Raw genomic sequence first — 15,546 nt, 5'->3', positions numbered from 1 at the left:
ATCAGCCGAACCGGTCGGCCGCATAGGGGACCATGTCGATATTGGGGCTCTGCCCGGAAATCATCTGGGCCAGCAGGCGTCCGGTTTTCGGCCCGCCGGTCAGCCCCACATGCTGGTGCCCGAAGCCGACCCATGCCCCAGCGACGCCGGGGGCCGGGCCGATGACGGGCAGCGAATCCGTCGTGGCCGGGCGGTGGCCCATCCATTCGGTGCACTCCGCCCAGGTGATGCCGGGCATCGCCGCCTGCAGGCTGCGGCGCAGCATCTCGAAGGGCGCGCGGGACGGACCGGCCTCCAGCCCGCCGAACTCCACCACTCCTGCCAGCCTCAGGCGGCCCTCCATCGGCGTGGCCACGAACTTGCCCGCCGCGATCATCGAGGGCGCGCGCGGCATGGCCGAGGGCTCCCACAGCTCGATGTGATAGCCGCGCTCGGTCTCCAGCGGGATGCGCAGCCCCAACGCGCGCGCCAGCGGCCCCGACCAGGCGCCGGTGGTCAGCACCGCGGTGTCGCAGGCGATCGTCTCGCCGCCCGCGCGCACGCCGGTCACGCGGCCCTCAGCGCGGGCAATGTTGCTGACCTCGGCCTTCAGGACGCGCCCGCCCTGTGCCTCCAGATGCCGGGCCAGCGCCTTGACATAGGCGCCGGGGTCGCTGATGCGCCCGTGATTGCCGATCCGTGCGGCGAAGCCCAGCAGCGGCGCGAAGACCGGATCATGCGCGGCCAGTGCCTCGCGCTCCATCTCGGTCCAGCGGAACCCGTGCGCGCGCCGGATGTCCCAGGTCAGCGCGTCGGCCTCGTATTCCGCGCGGCTGCGATAGACATAGAGGTAATCCGAGGGCACGACATACCGCTCCGCCCCGGTGCCCTCGGCCAGTGCCTGATGGTCGGCCAGGCTATCGCCGATCAACGGCATCAGCGCGGCGGCGATGCGGCGGGTTTCCGGGCCGGTCGCGTGGCTCAGATACCGCGCGAGCCAGGGCAGCAGCCGGGGCAGGTAGGACCAGCGCAGGTAGAGCGGCTGATCGCGGCCGAGAAGCATTTTCGGAGCCTTGGCGACGACCCCCGGCACGGTCACCGGTACGATCGCGCAGGAGGCCAGCAACCCGGCATTGCCATAGCTCGTCCCGTCGCCGGGTGCGCCGCGGTCGATCAGCGTCACGTCATGGCCCGCGCGGTGCAGCTCGATTGCGGTCGAGACGCCGACGATGCCCGCGCCGATCACCACCACCTTGCGTCTGTCCCCTGCCATGCCGAATATCCCCGCCGCGTCGTCCCGCGCCACTCTCCCCCCGCCCGCAGTCGGCGTCAAACCGATTATGCGTATCGCGCGCCCGGCTTGCGGCGGGGCTTTGCCTTGGCGGCGTGCGCGGCGTATAGGGGCGGGCAGAGTGGGGCCGGAACGGAGCCGGGCGAATGCAGGCGGGCGGGATCAGCGAAACGGGGGCGGGGGCGCGGCTTACCGGCGTCTCCTGCCGGCTGGGCGCGCGCCAGGCGATCGACGGGTTGACGCTCGACCTGACAGAGCGGCGGATCGGCGTTGTCGGGCGCAACGGGTCCGGCAAGTCCACCCTGGCGCGGCTCGTCTGCGGGCTGATCGCGCCTGATGCGGGGACCGTGCGGGTGGGCGGCGTCGATGTCGCCTCCGACCGCGCCGCGGCGATCCGCCAGGTCGGCATCCTCTTCCAGAACCCCGACCACCAGATCATCTTTCCCACGGTGGAGGAGGAACTGGCCTTTGGCCTCGGTCAACTCGGGCAGGGGCGCGACGCCGCGCGGCAGGGCGCGCACGCCATGCTGAAGCGGTTCGGGCGGGCACATTGGGCGTACCGGGCGGTGCATACGCTCAGCCAGGGCCAGCGGCACCTTGTCTGCCTGATGGCGGTGCTGGCGATGGAGCCGCGGCTGATCGTGCTGGACGAGCCCTTTGCCGGGCTCGACATCCCGACCACGCGCGCGCTGGGGCGATATCTCGACGGGCTGGACCAGCAGCTTCTGCATATAAGCCACGATCCCGCGGCGCTGACCCGCTATGACCGGGTGCTCTGGCTGGAGGCCGGCCGGCTGGCGATGGACGGCCCCGCCGGCACGGTGCTCGCGGCTTTCACCGAGGCGATGGAGGCGCGCGATGATCGCACTGACCTCGCCGATTGAGACGCCCTGGCATCGGCTGCCCGCGGGGCCGAAACTGGCGCTCCTTTGCGCGGTGACGCTGGGGCTGGTGCTGACCGGCAGCCTCAGCGTTCAGCTTGGCGCGCTGGCGGCGGTGGCGGGGCTCTACCTGCTGCCGGGCCGGGACTTCGCGCGGGCCGGACTGTGGGCGCTGCGCCCGCTCATTCCATTCTTGGTGGTGATCTTCCTGTGGCACTGGTTCACCGAAACCGCGCTTCAGGGGGCGGGCATCGCCGCGCGGCTGCTGGCCGCGGTGGGGCTGGCCAACCTGGTGACGATGACGACCCGGCTCGATGACATGATCGGCGTCCTGCGCCGGGTGCTCGCGCCGCTCCGGCGGCTGGGCTTGCGCACCGGGGCGCTGGAGATCGCGATCGCGATGGTGATCCGCTTCATCCCGGTGCTGGCGATCAAGGGCAGGGCGCTCACCGAGGCGTGGCGCGCCCGTGCCAAGGGGCGGCCTGGATGGAGAGTTGTTGCGCCCTTCACCCTTCTGGCGATAGATGATGCGGAACATGTGGCCGAAGCCCTGCGCGCGCGCGGCGGCGTACCCAGGTGATGAGACCGGCGGCAGGTTCGCCGCGAGACCGACGCAATGGAGATACGTCATGGAACGCAACGTCGCCCTTATTGCCCTTTTCGCCGCGCTGATCGCGGCACTGGGCCTGATCCCGCAGCTTGTGCTGCCTTTCGGCGTACCGGTGACCGCGCAGAGCCTTGGCGTGATGCTCTGCGGCACGGTGCTGGGCGCGCGGCGCGGCGCGCTGGCGGTGCTGCTCTTCCTGCTGCTGGTGGCGCTGGGTCTGCCGCTCCTGGCCGGCGGACGCGGCGGGCTGGGGGTCTTCGCGGGACCGACGGTGGGCTTTCTCGTGGGCTTCCCGATGGCTGCCTTCACCGCCGGTCTGATCATGGAGCGCTGGCGCGCCGTACCGGTGCTCTGGGCGGCGATCGCGGGCAGCATTCTGGGCGGGATCGTGGTGCTCTACATCCCCGGCATCATCGGGCTGGCGCTGGTTGCGGGCATGACCCTGCCGGCCGCGAGCGCGGCGATGCTGCCGTTCATTCCCGGCGATCTGGTGAAAGCGGGGCTGACCGGGGTGATCACCGCCGGGCTGGCGCGGGCGCGTCCCGACAGCCTGCTCTCGCGCCGCTGAGGGCGGGCCGGTCCGCGCGGCGGAACGCGGCGCGGGCGAGGATGGCCAAGTGGAAAACACTTGTAAATTGTCATGCGAATCGCAATCAATGGATTTCATGACAATATGGCCGCCAAAGCCCGGGACGCTGCGCCGGCCCGCCTACCGTTCGCTGGCCGAGGCGGTTGTGGCAGCGGTCAATGCGGGGCTCCTGTCGCCCGGCGACAGGTTGCCCACGCATCGCCAGATGGCCTTCGATCTGGGGCTCAGCGTTCAGACCGTCAGCCGCGCTTATGACGAGTTGATCCGGCGCGGCGTCGTCAACGGCGAGGTCGGGCGCGGCAGCTTCATCCGGCGGCCGCAAGCCGAGGCCGCGACGCCGTTCGCGCCGGACCGGCAGTTCGGCGGCGATATCGACCTGTCGCTCCTGAAGCCGGTGCTGGAACAGGCGCATCTGAATGCGATGCGCGACGTCCTGGCCGCGCTCAGCGAGAACTTCCCGACCACTGCGATCTCCTCCTTCCGGCCGTCGAGCGCGCTCAGGGCCTATCAGCCTGCGGCGGAGCGCTGGCTGAAACGCTGCGGTCTGCCGCTGGAACGGCAGAGCGTGTTGTTGACCAACGGAGCCACCGCCGCGATGACCGTCGCGCTGATGACCGTGGCCCAGCCGGGCGATCTGATCCTGGCCGAGGCGTTGAGCCATCACACACTGAAGACGCTGACGCGCTATCTGGGCATGCGCGTCGCGGGGCTGGCCACCGACGAGCAGGGCATTCTGCCCGAAAGCCTCGCCGCCGCCTGCGCCCGCGATCCGGTGAAGGCCCTTTATGTCATGCCTTCGGGGCTCAATCCTCAAGCGGCCATGATGGGCACGCGCCGCCGCGGCGAACTGGCCGAAATCGCACGCGCCCATGACATCGCGATCATTGAGAACGATGCCTGGGGGCCATTGCAGCCAGGCCGTCCCGCGCCGGTCTCGGCGCTCGCGCGGGAACGCAGCTTCTACTTCACCAGCCTGACGAAGTGTATCCTGCCGGGGTTGCGCATCGGGTTCCTGGTGGTGCCCGAGACGCGCGAGAGCGCGGCGGCAAGCCGCCATCTGGTGACCAATTGGATGGCCACGCCCCTGATGGCCGAGATCGCGGCGCGCTGGATCAATGACGGAACGGCGGACGATCTGCTGCAACGCCAGCGCGCCGCGCTGGCCGAGCGCAACGCCCTGGCCGAGCGCATCCTGCACGGCCTGCCGTTCCGCGCCAGCATCAACGGGATGCATGTTTGGCTGCCGCTGGAGCCGCCCTGGCGGGACGCGGTGCTCGTGGAACACGCGCGTATCAACGGCGTCGCGATCGCGCCGGGGACCACCTTCGCGCTCGACGGGGGCGAGCGGCGTCCTGGCGTGCGAATCTGCCTGGGTGGCGAGTCGCGCGAAAATCTCGAGCGCGGGCTGGAGGTGATCTCGCGCCTTCTGCGCAGCGCGCCGGAGCCGGTTCTGATGGCGATCTGAGCATCAAGCCGCGAATGGTGGAAAAACATTAATTGTCATGATATAATTATCCAAATTGACTCGCTTTTGACCCCGAGTCACAGTCGCCCCATCGCTAGCCGGCCCCGCGTTCCGTTCGCGGGAAATCGGCAATCGACGTTTGCAACAGAGAGGATGGTCCATGACTAATCGCAAAACCGCATTACTCGGTACGATCGCGGCCGCCGCGCTGGGGGCCAGCGCGATGATGGCGCAGGCCGATACCTGGCGTTACGCCTTCGAGGAAGCGATGGACGAGGTCCAGGGCAAGTTCGCGCAGAAGTTCAAGGAGGAGGTCGAGGCGAATTCAGATCACACGATCCAGCTCTTCCCCTTCGGCACGCTGGGCGAGAGCGCCGACACAATGGAACAGGCACAGGCCGGCATCCTTCAGTTCGTGGATCAGAGCCCCGGCTTCACCGGCTCGCTGATCCCGGAGGCGCAGGTCTTCTTCGTGCCTTACCTGCTGCCGCAGGACACCGAGGAGCTTGGTGAGTTCTTCCGCACGTCCAAGGCGATCAACGAGATGTTCCCCGAACTTTACGCCCAGCAGGGATTGGAACTGCTGACCATGTTCCCCGAGGGCGAGGTCTGCATGACCACGCAGGAGCCGGTTCACAGCCCGGCCGACCTCAACGAGGTCAAGTTCCGGGTGATGACCAACCCGCTCCTGGTCGAGAGCTACCAAGCCTTCGGCGCGACGCCGACGCCGCTGCCCTGGGGCGAGGTCTATGGCGCGCTTCAGACCGGCATCATTCAGGGTCAGGAAAATCCGGGCTTCTTCCTGGAATCCACCAAGATGTACGAGGTGACGGATGTCATCACCTGCATCGGCCACAACAACTTCACCACCGCGGTGATGGCCAACAAGGATTTCTATGACGGCCTGTCCGAGGACGAGCAGCAGATGATCCAGAACGCCACCGATGTCGCGTTCGAGTACATCCTCGACTACCAGTCGGGCCTTCAGGAGGAGGCGCTGGCGAACATCAAGGAAGCCAAGCCGGAGATGGAAATCAACATCCTCTCCGAAGAAGAGCGCCAGCCCTTCATGGAAACCGCGTCCGAGGTCGAGGCCGCCTTCATCGAGATGACGGGCGAAAGCGGCAAGGAGATCCTCGAGCAGATGAAGGCCGATCTGGAAGCCGTCGCCGAGTGAAATCTCGCCGCGCGACATGACGCAAAGACAATGGCTCCGGGCCGGTCAGGCCGGTCCGGGGCCGCTTGCGAAGAACGGGGACCGTGAGCATGGGTGAAGAAGAAAAAGCGGAAGAACAGGACGGCGCCACCCGTCCGGACAAGACCGGGGCCGGGCCGACCGGCGGCAAGGAAGCGCCGCGAGATACCCACGCCTCCACCCTTCCTGGCGTCTTCGGTTTCGTCGATAGCTGGATCAGCCGGATCGAGTCGGTGATGCTGGCGGTGGGGGTGCTGCTGATGGCGGCCAACACCATCGCCAATGTCATCGGGCGGTTCATCTTCCAGAGCAGTATTTTCTTCACCGAGGAACTCAACCGCATCCTGATCATCCTGATCACCTTCGCCGGTATCAGTTATGCCGCGCGCCACGGCCGCCATATCCGGATGTCCGCAATTTTCGACACGATGCCCGCCACGATGCGCAAGGCGATGATGATCATCATCGCGCTGGTAACGGCGGTCTTCATGTTCGGGCTTTGCTATTATTCAATCGCCTTCATCGAGACGCAGGCTGCGCGCGGCCGGGTGCTTCCGTCACTGCAAATCCCGGTCTGGATCATCCTGATCTGGGTGCCGGTGGGCTTCTTCATGACCGGGCTGCAATACACGCTGACGGCCATCAAGAACCTCGTCGAGAAGGACATCTACCTCTCCACCTCGGTGCTGGAGGGGTACGAGGAAGACGAACTGGAAATCTGAAAGGGGCAGGACCATGGCAGTTACCGTATTCTCCGCGATGATCGTCCTGCTTCTGCTGGGCTTTCCCATGATGATCCCGCTGATCGTCGGCGCCTTCATCGGGTTCTACAGCATGTTCAACGGCTTCGGTCAGATGGAAACCATGGTGCAGCAGATGATGGCGGGCATCCGGCCGGCCTCGCTCATCGCGGTGCCGCTGTTCATCCTGGCGGCCGACATCATGACGCGCGGCCAGTCCGCCGGGCGGCTGATCGACATGGTGATGAGCTTCATGGGCCACCTGAAGGGCGGGCTTGCGGTATCGACCGCCGCGGCCTGCACCATGTTTGGCGCCGTCTCGGGCTCGACCCAGGCGACGGTCGTGGCCATCGGTTCGCCGCTGCGCCCGCGGATGCTCAAGGCCGGCTACAAGGACAGCTTCGTGCTGGCGCTGATCGTCAACGCCTCCGACATCGCGTTCCTGATCCCGCCCTCGATCGGCATGATCATCTATGGTGTCGTCTCGAACACCTCGATTTCCGAGCTCTTCATCGCGGGGGTCGGGCCGGGGCTGCTGATCCTGGTGCTGTTTTCCTTTTATTCCTGGATCTACGCGGTGCGCAACGGCGTGCCGACCGAAGAAAAGGCAAGCTGGGCCGAGCGGTTGCGCGCGGTGCGCGGCGCGCTCTGGCCGCTGGGTTTCCCGATCATCATCATCGGGGGGATCTATGGCGGCATCTTCTCGCCAACCGAGGCGGCGGCGGCCTGTGTGCTCTACGCGCTGATCCTGGAAGTCGTGGTGTTCCGCTCGATGACCCTGCCGGATGTCTACGATACGGCGAAATCGACCGGGCTGATCACCGCTGTCGTCTTCATCCTGGTGGGCGCGGGCGCCGCGTTTTCCTGGGTGATCTCTTTTGCGCAGGTGCCGCAGGAAATCCTGGGTGCCATCGGGATCGACGAGATGGGACCGATCGGAGTCCTCTTCGTGATCTCGATTGCCTTCTTCATCGGCTGCATGTTCGTGGACCCGATCGTGGTGATCCTGGTGATGGTGCCGATCTTCGCGCCGGTCGTGGAAGCCGTCGGGCTGGACCCGGTGCTGGTGGGCGTGATCATCACGCTGCAGGTGGCCATCGGATCCGCGACGCCACCCTTCGGGTGCGACATCTTCACGGCCATCGCGGTCTTCAAGCGACCTTATATGGAGGTGATACGCGGTACGCCGCCCTTCATCGTCATCCTGCTGGGCGTCGCTGTGGCGATGATCTACTTCCCGCAAATCGCGCTCTTCCTGCGTGATCTGGCATTCGCGAAATAACCGGGGGGACGTGACAATGTTCAAGAGGATTCTGGTTCCCGTCGATGGCTCCAAGGGGGCGGAGGCGGCGCTCGACATGGCTTTGCAGCTTCAGTCCGCCACCGGCGGCAAGGCCGAGTTGCTGATCCTGACGGTTTTCCGGCATCACGGCCAGCTCGAGGCGTCCTTCTCGATGGTGCGTGCGTCCGAACCGAATAACATTGACGACGCACTGCGCGACCACGCCAAGGAGATCGCGGAATCCGGCAAGGCCCATGCGAAGAAGTCCGGTGCCAAGAAAGTCCGGGCCTTCGTCAAGAACGGCCCGCCCGCGCGCTCCATAGTAGCCTTCGCTCGCGAGCACGAGGTCGATCTGATCGTGCTGGGCAGCCGTGGCCTGGGCTCGATCGAGGGCTATCTTCTGGGCAGCGTCTCGCACAAGGTCACGGGGCTGGCCGAGTGCCCGGTGCTGGTGGTCTGACGGGGAGCGGCGGGGCCGCCCGCCGCGGTTCGGAAAGTTCGGGAAATGACTGACGAAAATGTCGAGGCGTCGCCGGTCGAGATCGCGTTGCGGCCGGCCGGGGATGTGGCGCGGTTCGGGTTGGTGGCACTCTCCACCGACCTGACGACGGAGGGCGACATGGCGCTTCTGCTGCCGCCGGGCGCGGCGCTTCATGTCTCGCGGGTGGCCTTCGAGAACCCCACCACGCCCGCGAACCTGGCGCGCATGGCGCCGCGGCTGACGGGTGCGGCCGATCTGCTGGTGCCGGGCGCGGCACTCAGGGCGATCTACTACGCCTGCACCGCGGCCTCGGTGGCGATGGGCGACGACTATGTGCGGGAGGCGGTGCAGGCCGCGCGCCCCGGCGTGCCGGTCGTCACGCCAACCGGCGCGGCCAGCGCAGGTTTCAAGGCGCTGGGCGTGGGGCGGGTCGCGCTGCTGACCCCCTACCTGCCCGAGACGACAGCGCCGATGGCGGCCTATTTCAGCGCGCAGGGTCTCGACGTGCGGCGCACGCATTGCATGGGCCTGGCCGATGACCGCGACATCGCGCGGGTCGCGCCCGAGGCGATCCTCGCCGCGGCGCAGGCAGTCGATTGCCCGGAGGCGGAGGCACTTTTCATCTCCTGCACGGCGCTGCCCGCGGCGGCGCTCGTCCCGCGCATCGAGGCGGCCATCGGCAAGCCGGTCCTGACCTCCAACCAGGCCGGCGCCTGGGCGCTGGCGCGGGCCGGCGGTTTTGGCGGCCACAGGCCGGCGGCGGGCGGGCGGCTCTTTCAGGCCGCGCCGGCCGAATCCGCCGCCCGATGATGGCTTGCGCTTTCGGCCGGCCGCGGCACTATCGCGAAACCGGAATCGCCGCACACGGTCGGCGGGACCAGACAAGACGGAGTTCAGAGAATGCCTGACATCACGATCCTGACCGAGGCGGAGTTGCGCCGGGCCGTGCGGCTCGATCCGGAAGCGATCGACTGCGTGCAGGATGCCTTTGCGGCGCTGGCGCGCGGCGGCGTGGAGATGCCGCCGATCCTGTCGATGGCGATCGAGGAGCATAACGGCGAGGTCGATGTGAAGACCGCCTACATGCCGGGCCTGGAGAGCTTCGCCATCAAGATGTCACCGGGTTTCTTTGACAACCCGAAGATCGGACTGCCCTCCACCTCGGGGCTGATGATCCTGTTTTCCGCCACGACCGGGATGCTGAACGCGCTGCTGCTGGACAATGGCTATCTGACCGATGTGCGCACCGCCGCGGCGGGCGCCGTCGCGGCACGGCACCTGGCGCGCGAGGACGCGGCCACGGCTTGCATCATGGGCGCGGGCACGCAGGCCATGCTGCAACTCAAGGCGCTGACGCTCGTGCGCCCGATCCGCCGCGCGGTAATCTGGGCGCGCGACCCGGCCAAGGCGGAGACCGCTGCGGCCGGGATGGCGCGGGAACTCGGCATCGAAGTGGTGCCCGAGGCCGAGCCCGTGAAGGCCGTCGCGGGCGCCGATGTGATCGTGACGACCACGCCCGCGACCACGCCGATCCTAAGCGCCGATTGGCTGGAGCCGGGCCAGCACGTGACCGCGATGGGCTCCGACCAGCACAGAAAGAACGAACTCGATCCGGCCTGCCTGGCGCGCGCGGATCTTTACGTGCCCGACCGGCAGGCGCAGACCGCCGTCATGGGCGAGTTGCGCGCCGCGATCGGGGCGGGGTTGGTGCGTGAGGACCGCAAGTTTGCCGAACTGGGTGAAATCGTCAACGGCACCGCGCCCGGTCGCGGCTCGGCACAGGCGATCACCATCGCCGATCTGACCGGCACCGGCGTGCAGGACACGGCCATCGCCACCTTTGCCTTCCGGCGCGCGCAGGACGCGGGCGCCGGAAGCGTTTTCAAGAACTGACAGCCAAGGAAGGATCAGGCCGCATGGCAACGCCCCCCCTGCATTTCACCCGCGCCGAATATGCCGACCGGATTGCCCGCACCCGCAGCGCGATGGAAGCGCGCGGCGTCGACGCGATCGTCGTCTCCGACCCCTCGAACATGGCCTGGCTCACCGGCTATGACGGCTGGTCCTTCTATGTCCATCAGGCGGTGGTCCTGGGTCTGGAAGGCGAACCCGTCTGGTGGGGCCGGGCGATGGATGCGGTGGGCGCGAAGCTGACCGTCTTCATGGATCACGCCAATGTGGCGGGCTATGACGACACCTATGTGCAGAACCCCTCCAAACACCCGATGGAAACGCTCGCCGCCCTGATGCAGGAGCGTGGCTGGGGCACCGGCCGCGTGGGCGTGGAGCGCGACAACTACTATTACTCCGCCGCCGCCCATGCCGCGCTGGTGGACGGGCTGCCGGAGGCGGAGATTCTGGACACGACCGGGCTGGTAAACTGGCAGCGCGCGGTCAAGTCGGAGGCCGAGATCGGCTATATGCGCAGCGCCGCGCGCATCGTCGAGGCGATGCATGCCCGGATCGTCGAGATCGCCGAGCCGGGGATGCGCAAGAACGACCTGGTGGCCGAGATCTACCGCACCGCGATCCGCGGGGTGGGCGATGCCTGGGGCGACTATCCGGCGATCGTGCCGATGGCGCCCTCGGGGCTGGACGCGACCGCGCCACACCTGACCTGGGACGACAAGCCGCTGAAGGCGGGCGAATGCACCTTCTTCGAACTGGCGGGCGTCCATCGTCGCTATCACGCCACGCAGTCGCGCACGCTCTTCTTCGGCGCGCCGCCGCAAAAATACCTCGACGCGGAAAAGGCCGTTCTGGAAGCGGTCGCCGCCGGGCTGGACGAGGCCCGACCCGGCAAACATGCCGAAGACATAGCCAACGCCTTCAACGCGACGCTCAACCGGCTGGGCTTCGAGAAGGACAGCCGCTGCGGCTATGCGATCGGGTTGAGCTACCCGCCGGACTGGGGCGAGCGGACAATCTCCTTCCGGCGCGGCGACCGGACAGTGCTCGAGCCCGGCATGACCTTCCATTTCATGCCTGCGCTCTGGCTCGACGATGGCGGGCTGGAGATCACCGAGCCGATCCTGATCACCGAAACCGGGGTCGAGATGCTCTGCGACACGCCGCGCAAGCTCTTCGTCAAGGACTGACGACCGCCGGGGTTGGACATCCGGTCCGCAAGGCCCCATCTTCATCCCACGGCAGTCATGGGAGGAGCCGATGACGACATTCCGCAGGACAGACGAGGCCGTCGCCGCCCTGACGCCCGAACAATACCGCGTCACCCAGCAGAACGGGACCGAGGCGCCGGGCAGCGGCGCCCTGCTCGGCAACAAGGCGCCGGGCATCTATGTCGATGTGGTCTCGGGCGAGCCGCTCTTCGCCTCCAGCGACAAGTTCGAGTCGGGCTGCGGCTGGCCGAGTTTCACCAAACCCATAGTGAAGGCACATCTCCGCGAACTGCGCGACACCAGTCACGGCATGGTCCGCACCGAGGTGCGCTCGGCGCATGGCGACAGCCATCTGGGGCATGTGTTTCCGGACGGGCCGCGAGACAGGGGCGGTCTGCGTTACTGCATCAATTCGGCGGCGCTGCGGTTCATTCATCGCGACGACATGGAGGCCGAGGGCTATGGCGATTACCTGGACCAAGTGGAGGACGTGACATGACCGAACGGGCAGTTCTGGCAGGCGGATGCTTCTGGGGCATGCAGGATCTGATCCGCAGACTCGATGGGGTGATATCCACACGTGTGGGTTATACCGGAGGCGACGTGCCCAACGCGACCTATCGCAACCACGGCACCCATTCCGAGGGGATCGAGATCGTCTTCGATCCCGCGAAGATCAGCTATCGGCGGCTGCTGGAGTTTTTCTTCCAGATCCACGACCCCACCACGCCGAACCGGCAGGGAAACGATGTGGGGATGTCCTACCGCTCGGCCATCTATTACGTGGACGACGCACAGAGGCAGACCGCGCTCGACACGATCGCGGATGTGGAGGCGTCCGGCCTCTGGCCCGGCAAGGTCGTGACGGAGGTCGAGCCGGCGGGCGATTTCTGGGAGGCCGAGCCGGAGCATCAGCGTTACCTGGAGCGCATTCCCAACGGTTATACCTGCCATTTCCCGCGCCCCGACTGGGTGCTGCCGCGCCGCGATGCGGCGGAATAGGCGGCCGGGCCGCACGGGCTGACGGAAGACGGGGCAGGGAGGTCCGATGGCGGCGATCATTTCGGTCGAGGGACTGGGCAAGCGCTATGCGGGCGGCGTCAGCGCGCTGGAAGACGTGTGCCTGGAGATCGAGAAGGGCGAGATCCTCGCGCTGCTCGGACCCAACGGCGCGGGCAAGACGACCCTGATTTCCATCATCTGCGGTCTGGTGACGCCAAGCGCGGGGCGGGTGACGGTCGGCGGCCACGATGTCGTGACGGATTACCGGGAGGCGCGCCGGCTGATCGGGCTGGTGCCGCAGGAGGTGGCGCTGGAACCCTTCGAGAAGGTCATCAATTCGGTGCGGTTCTCACGCGGGGTCTTCGGGCGGCCCGGCGACCCGGCACGGATCGAGGCGGTGCTGCGGCAATTGTCGCTCTGGGACAAGCGCGACGCGCAGATCATGACGCTCTCGGGCGGGATGAAGCGGCGCGTGCTGATCGCCAAGGCGCTGGCGCACGACCCGGATATCCTGTTTCTCGACGAACCCACGGCGGGCGTCGATGTGGAACTGCGCCGCGAGATGTGGCAGATGGTGCGCGAACTCAAGGCCGCCGGCGTCACCATCCTGCTGACCACCCATTACATCGAGGAGGCCGAGGCGATGGCCGACCGTGTCGGCGTCATCACCGGCGGAAGGGTGCTTCTGGTGGAGGAGAAGAACGCGCTGATGCGCCGGATGGGCAAGCGGGAGATGCGGCTGGAACTGCAGGAGCCCGTGGGCGAGCTTCCCGCCGCGCTCGCCCCCTACGGGCTGGAATGCGAGGAAGACGGGCAGGTGCTGGTCTACAGCTACGACACCGCCGCGGCGCGCACCGGCATCACGAGGCTGCTGACCGACCTGGCCGATACGGGGCTGGTGCTCAACGACGTGCAAACCCGGCAGAGCAGCCTGGAGGAGATTTTCGTCGATCTGTTGCGGGAGAACGCCGAGGCATGAACTGGCTTGCGATCCTGGCGATCTACCGTTTCGAGATGGCGCGCACCAAGCGCACCATCGCGCAGAGCGTGATCTCCCCCGTCATATCCACCTCGCTCTATTTCGTCGTCTTCGGCGCGGCCATTGGCTCACGCATAGACGAGGTGGAGGGCATCGGATACGGCAGTTTCATCGTCCCCGGCCTGATCATGCTGACGGTGATGACCCAGAGCATCGCCAACGCTTCCTTCGGGATCTATTTCCCGAAATTCCTGGGCACGATCTACGAGCTTCTCTCCGCCCCGGTCTCGTTCCTGGAGATCGTGATCGGCTATGTCGGCGCGGCGGCCACGAAATCGCTGATGATCGGGCTGATCATCCTGGCCACGGCCGGTTTCTTCGTGCCGCTCCAGATCGCGCATCCCGTGGCGATGCTGGCCTTCCTGGTCCTGACCTGCGTGAGCTTCAGCCTCTTCGGCTTCATTCTGGGGATCTGGGCCGGCAATTTCGAACAGTTGCAGCTTGTGCCGCTTCTTGTGGTCACGCCGCTGGTCTTCCTGGGCGGCAGCTTCTATTCGATCTCCATGCTGCCGCCGGTCTGGCAGACGATCACGCTCTTCAACCCCGTGGTGTATCTGATCTCCGGATTCCGCTGGAGCTTCTTTGGCATCGGCGATGTGGGCGTGGCGGTGAGCCTGGGCGCGATCCTGGCCTTCCTGACGCTCTGCATGGGCGTGGTGTGGTGGATTTTCCGAACCGGCTGGCGGCTGCGCAGCTAAAGTGGCCGTCCTTCGATCTGCACCGTACTGCCCTGAATGGAGATAGCTCCGCGCGGGAGCAAGGCCGCGGGCCACCGCGCAAATTCCAGACCGCGGTCTGGTGCCCCCGTAGCGCGTCTCCGAACCTGCCAAGGTCCGCAGTTCGGTTCGGGTTCTCGTGCTTTCAGACCTCCAGCCAGATCGTCACCGGGCCGTCATTGACCAGCCGTACCGCCATATCGGCCCCGAAGCGTCCGGTGGCGACCTCGACACCCAAGCCGCGCAAGTGTTCTGCGAAGTCCAGATAGAGCCGCTCGCCCTCGGCGGGCGGGGCGGCGGCGGAGAACCCCGGCCGGTTCCCACGCGCGGTGTCGGCGGCCAGCGTGAACTGGCTGACGACCAGCGCCGCGCCCTCGGTATCGAGAAGCGAGCGGTTCATCCGGCCTTCGTCGTCGCGGAAGATGCGCAGCCGCGCCACCTTGGCGGCGAGCTTTTCGGCTTCGGCCCCTGTGTCGCCCGCCATCGCGCAGACCAGGATCAGAAGCCCCGGCCCGATTCGGCCAAGGTTCTCGCCATCCACGCTGACCCCGGCCTCGCTGACGCGTTGTATCAGGGCTCTCATCGCTGCGATCTCCCACTCTTCCGTGTCCTTCCGGTCAGACCGGACAGGAGCCTTTGATGCAAGTCAATGCCAGCGCGGCCGCCCGCCGCTAGGGTCGGGACATTCTCGTTACACTGCAAGGGAGTTGCACAATGGTTGAACAGTCCCATACCAGCGGCTTCTGGCCGTCGATCTACGAACCGTTCCGCCAGTTCGGCAGCCGCGTCGCCGACTGGATCGCCCCGGCGAGCGAGGCGTCATCGGGCGATGACGCTTACACGATCTCGGTCGAATTGCCAGGCGTGGACGCCGACGATGTGGAGCTTTCGGTGGATGAGGGCGTGCTGGCGCTGAAGGGCGAGAAACGCACCAGCCGCGAGGAGAAGGGCGAGACCTGGTATTTCTCCGAGCGTCAGTATGGCGCCTTCAGCCGGTCCTTCCGCCTGCCGCCGGATGCCGACGCTGCGAAAGTGTCCGCCGACATGAAGGACGGCGTGTTGGTCATCACCGTGCCAAGAAAAGCAGCGGGCGGGGAAAGCACCCGCAAGGTGGAGATCGCGAAGAAATAGGCCCGCGCGACGGGGGCGGCGGTCCCGCC

At 66.9% G+C, this 15,546-nt stretch carries 18 protein-coding genes; 16 read left to right on the top strand and 2 right to left on the bottom strand.

What is annotated here, in order from left to right; genetic code table 11:
- Position 1 precedes the first annotated feature (1 nt).
- Positions 2 to 1,252 carry an FAD-binding oxidoreductase gene (locus DDZ14_RS03675; protein WP_109423698.1) on the bottom strand — a complete coding sequence of 417 codons (1,251 nt, stop codon included), beginning with the start codon at positions 1,250 to 1,252 and terminating at the stop codon, positions 2 to 4.
- 164 nt (positions 1,253 to 1,416) lie between these two features.
- On the opposite strand from DDZ14_RS03675, the gene DDZ14_RS03670 reads away from it, so the two are divergent.
- The 15 genes from DDZ14_RS03670 to DDZ14_RS03600 all read left to right on the top strand — a co-directional run bounded on the left by DDZ14_RS03670 (position 1,417) and on the right by DDZ14_RS03600 (position 14,368).
- A complete protein-coding gene (locus tag DDZ14_RS03670) occupies positions 1,417 to 2,154 on the top strand; it encodes an energy-coupling factor ABC transporter ATP-binding protein (RefSeq protein WP_109423583.1) in 738 nt (245 codons plus the stop codon).
- A complete protein-coding gene (locus DDZ14_RS03665) occupies positions 2,129 to 2,731 on the top strand; it encodes an energy-coupling factor transporter transmembrane protein EcfT (protein WP_109423582.1) in 603 nt (200 codons plus the stop codon). The genes DDZ14_RS03670 and DDZ14_RS03665 overlap by 26 nt, the downstream gene beginning before the upstream one ends.
- Positions 2,732 to 2,780: 49 nt before the next feature.
- On the top strand, positions 2,781 to 3,326 hold the full coding sequence (locus DDZ14_RS03660; protein WP_109423581.1) for a biotin transporter BioY: 546 nt from the start codon (positions 2,781 to 2,783) through the stop codon (positions 3,324 to 3,326).
- An 88-nt stretch (positions 3,327 to 3,414) separates the two neighbouring features.
- The gene (locus tag DDZ14_RS03655) at positions 3,415 to 4,812 is read left to right on the top strand and encodes a PLP-dependent aminotransferase family protein (RefSeq protein WP_199221277.1); all 1,398 of its coding nucleotides are present in this window, start codon (positions 3,415 to 3,417) and stop codon (positions 4,810 to 4,812) included.
- 160 nt (positions 4,813 to 4,972) lie between these two features.
- Positions 4,973 to 5,989, top strand: coding sequence for a TRAP transporter substrate-binding protein DctP (gene dctP, locus DDZ14_RS03650; protein WP_109423580.1), 1,017 nt, complete (start codon positions 4,973 to 4,975; stop codon positions 5,987 to 5,989).
- 89 nt (positions 5,990 to 6,078) lie between these two features.
- The gene (locus tag DDZ14_RS03645; protein ID WP_109423579.1) at positions 6,079 to 6,729 is read left to right on the top strand and encodes a TRAP transporter small permease; all 651 of its coding nucleotides are present in this window, start codon (positions 6,079 to 6,081) and stop codon (positions 6,727 to 6,729) included.
- A gap of 13 nt (positions 6,730 to 6,742) precedes the next feature.
- Complete coding sequence (locus DDZ14_RS03640) at positions 6,743 to 8,029, top strand: TRAP transporter large permease (protein ID WP_109423578.1); 1,287 nt, start codon at positions 6,743 to 6,745, stop codon at positions 8,027 to 8,029.
- Positions 8,030 to 8,045: 16 nt separating this feature from the next.
- A complete protein-coding gene (locus DDZ14_RS03635) occupies positions 8,046 to 8,489 on the top strand; it encodes a universal stress protein (RefSeq protein ID WP_109423577.1) in 444 nt (147 codons plus the stop codon).
- 45 nt (positions 8,490 to 8,534) lie between these two features.
- Positions 8,535 to 9,320: an aspartate/glutamate racemase family protein gene (locus tag DDZ14_RS03630; RefSeq protein ID WP_109423576.1), complete on the top strand. Its 786-nt coding sequence runs from the start codon at positions 8,535 to 8,537 to the stop codon at positions 9,318 to 9,320.
- A 90-nt stretch (positions 9,321 to 9,410) separates the two neighbouring features.
- The gene (eutC, locus tag DDZ14_RS03625; protein ID WP_109423575.1) at positions 9,411 to 10,403 is read left to right on the top strand and encodes an ectoine utilization protein EutC; all 993 of its coding nucleotides are present in this window, start codon (positions 9,411 to 9,413) and stop codon (positions 10,401 to 10,403) included.
- Positions 10,404 to 10,426: 23 nt separating this feature from the next.
- Positions 10,427 to 11,608, top strand: a complete 1,182-nt coding sequence (gene doeA / locus DDZ14_RS03620; protein ID WP_109423574.1) for an ectoine hydrolase DoeA — start codon at positions 10,427 to 10,429, stop codon at positions 11,606 to 11,608.
- 70 nt (positions 11,609 to 11,678) lie between these two features.
- Positions 11,679 to 12,128: a peptide-methionine (R)-S-oxide reductase MsrB gene (gene msrB, locus DDZ14_RS03615; protein WP_109423573.1), complete on the top strand. Its 450-nt coding sequence runs from the start codon at positions 11,679 to 11,681 to the stop codon at positions 12,126 to 12,128.
- Positions 12,125 to 12,631 (top strand): peptide-methionine (S)-S-oxide reductase MsrA, encoded by a 507-nt coding sequence (msrA, locus tag DDZ14_RS03610; protein ID WP_109423572.1) that lies wholly within the window; start codon positions 12,125 to 12,127, stop codon positions 12,629 to 12,631. Before msrB ends, msrA begins: the two co-directional genes overlap by 4 nt.
- 46 nt (positions 12,632 to 12,677) lie before the next feature.
- Positions 12,678 to 13,610 (top strand): ABC transporter ATP-binding protein, encoded by a 933-nt coding sequence (locus tag DDZ14_RS03605; protein ID WP_109423571.1) that lies wholly within the window; start codon positions 12,678 to 12,680, stop codon positions 13,608 to 13,610.
- Positions 13,607 to 14,368 carry an ABC transporter permease gene (locus tag DDZ14_RS03600; RefSeq protein ID WP_109423570.1) on the top strand — a complete coding sequence of 254 codons (762 nt, stop codon included), beginning with the start codon at positions 13,607 to 13,609 and terminating at the stop codon, positions 14,366 to 14,368. Before DDZ14_RS03605 ends, DDZ14_RS03600 begins: the two co-directional genes overlap by 4 nt.
- Before the next feature lie 163 nt (positions 14,369 to 14,531).
- On the opposite strand, the gene dtd is transcribed toward DDZ14_RS03600, so the two are convergent.
- Positions 14,532 to 14,969: a D-aminoacyl-tRNA deacylase gene (gene dtd, locus DDZ14_RS03595; protein ID WP_109423569.1), complete on the bottom strand. Its 438-nt coding sequence runs from the start codon at positions 14,967 to 14,969 to the stop codon at positions 14,532 to 14,534.
- A 131-nt stretch (positions 14,970 to 15,100) separates the two neighbouring features.
- On the opposite strand from dtd, the gene DDZ14_RS03590 reads away from it, so the two are divergent.
- Positions 15,101 to 15,517, top strand: coding sequence for an Hsp20/alpha crystallin family protein (locus DDZ14_RS03590; protein ID WP_109423568.1), 417 nt, complete (start codon positions 15,101 to 15,103; stop codon positions 15,515 to 15,517).
- The last annotated feature ends 29 nt before the right edge of the window (positions 15,518 to 15,546 follow it).

Origin of the sequence: Maritimibacter sp. 55A14, assembly GCF_003122205.1 — a bacterium.
Classification (GTDB): Bacteria; Pseudomonadota; Alphaproteobacteria; order Rhodobacterales; family Rhodobacteraceae; genus QEYE01.
Note: the sequence above shows the minus strand (reverse complement) of the source record. Positions and strands in the feature narration are given on the sequence as shown.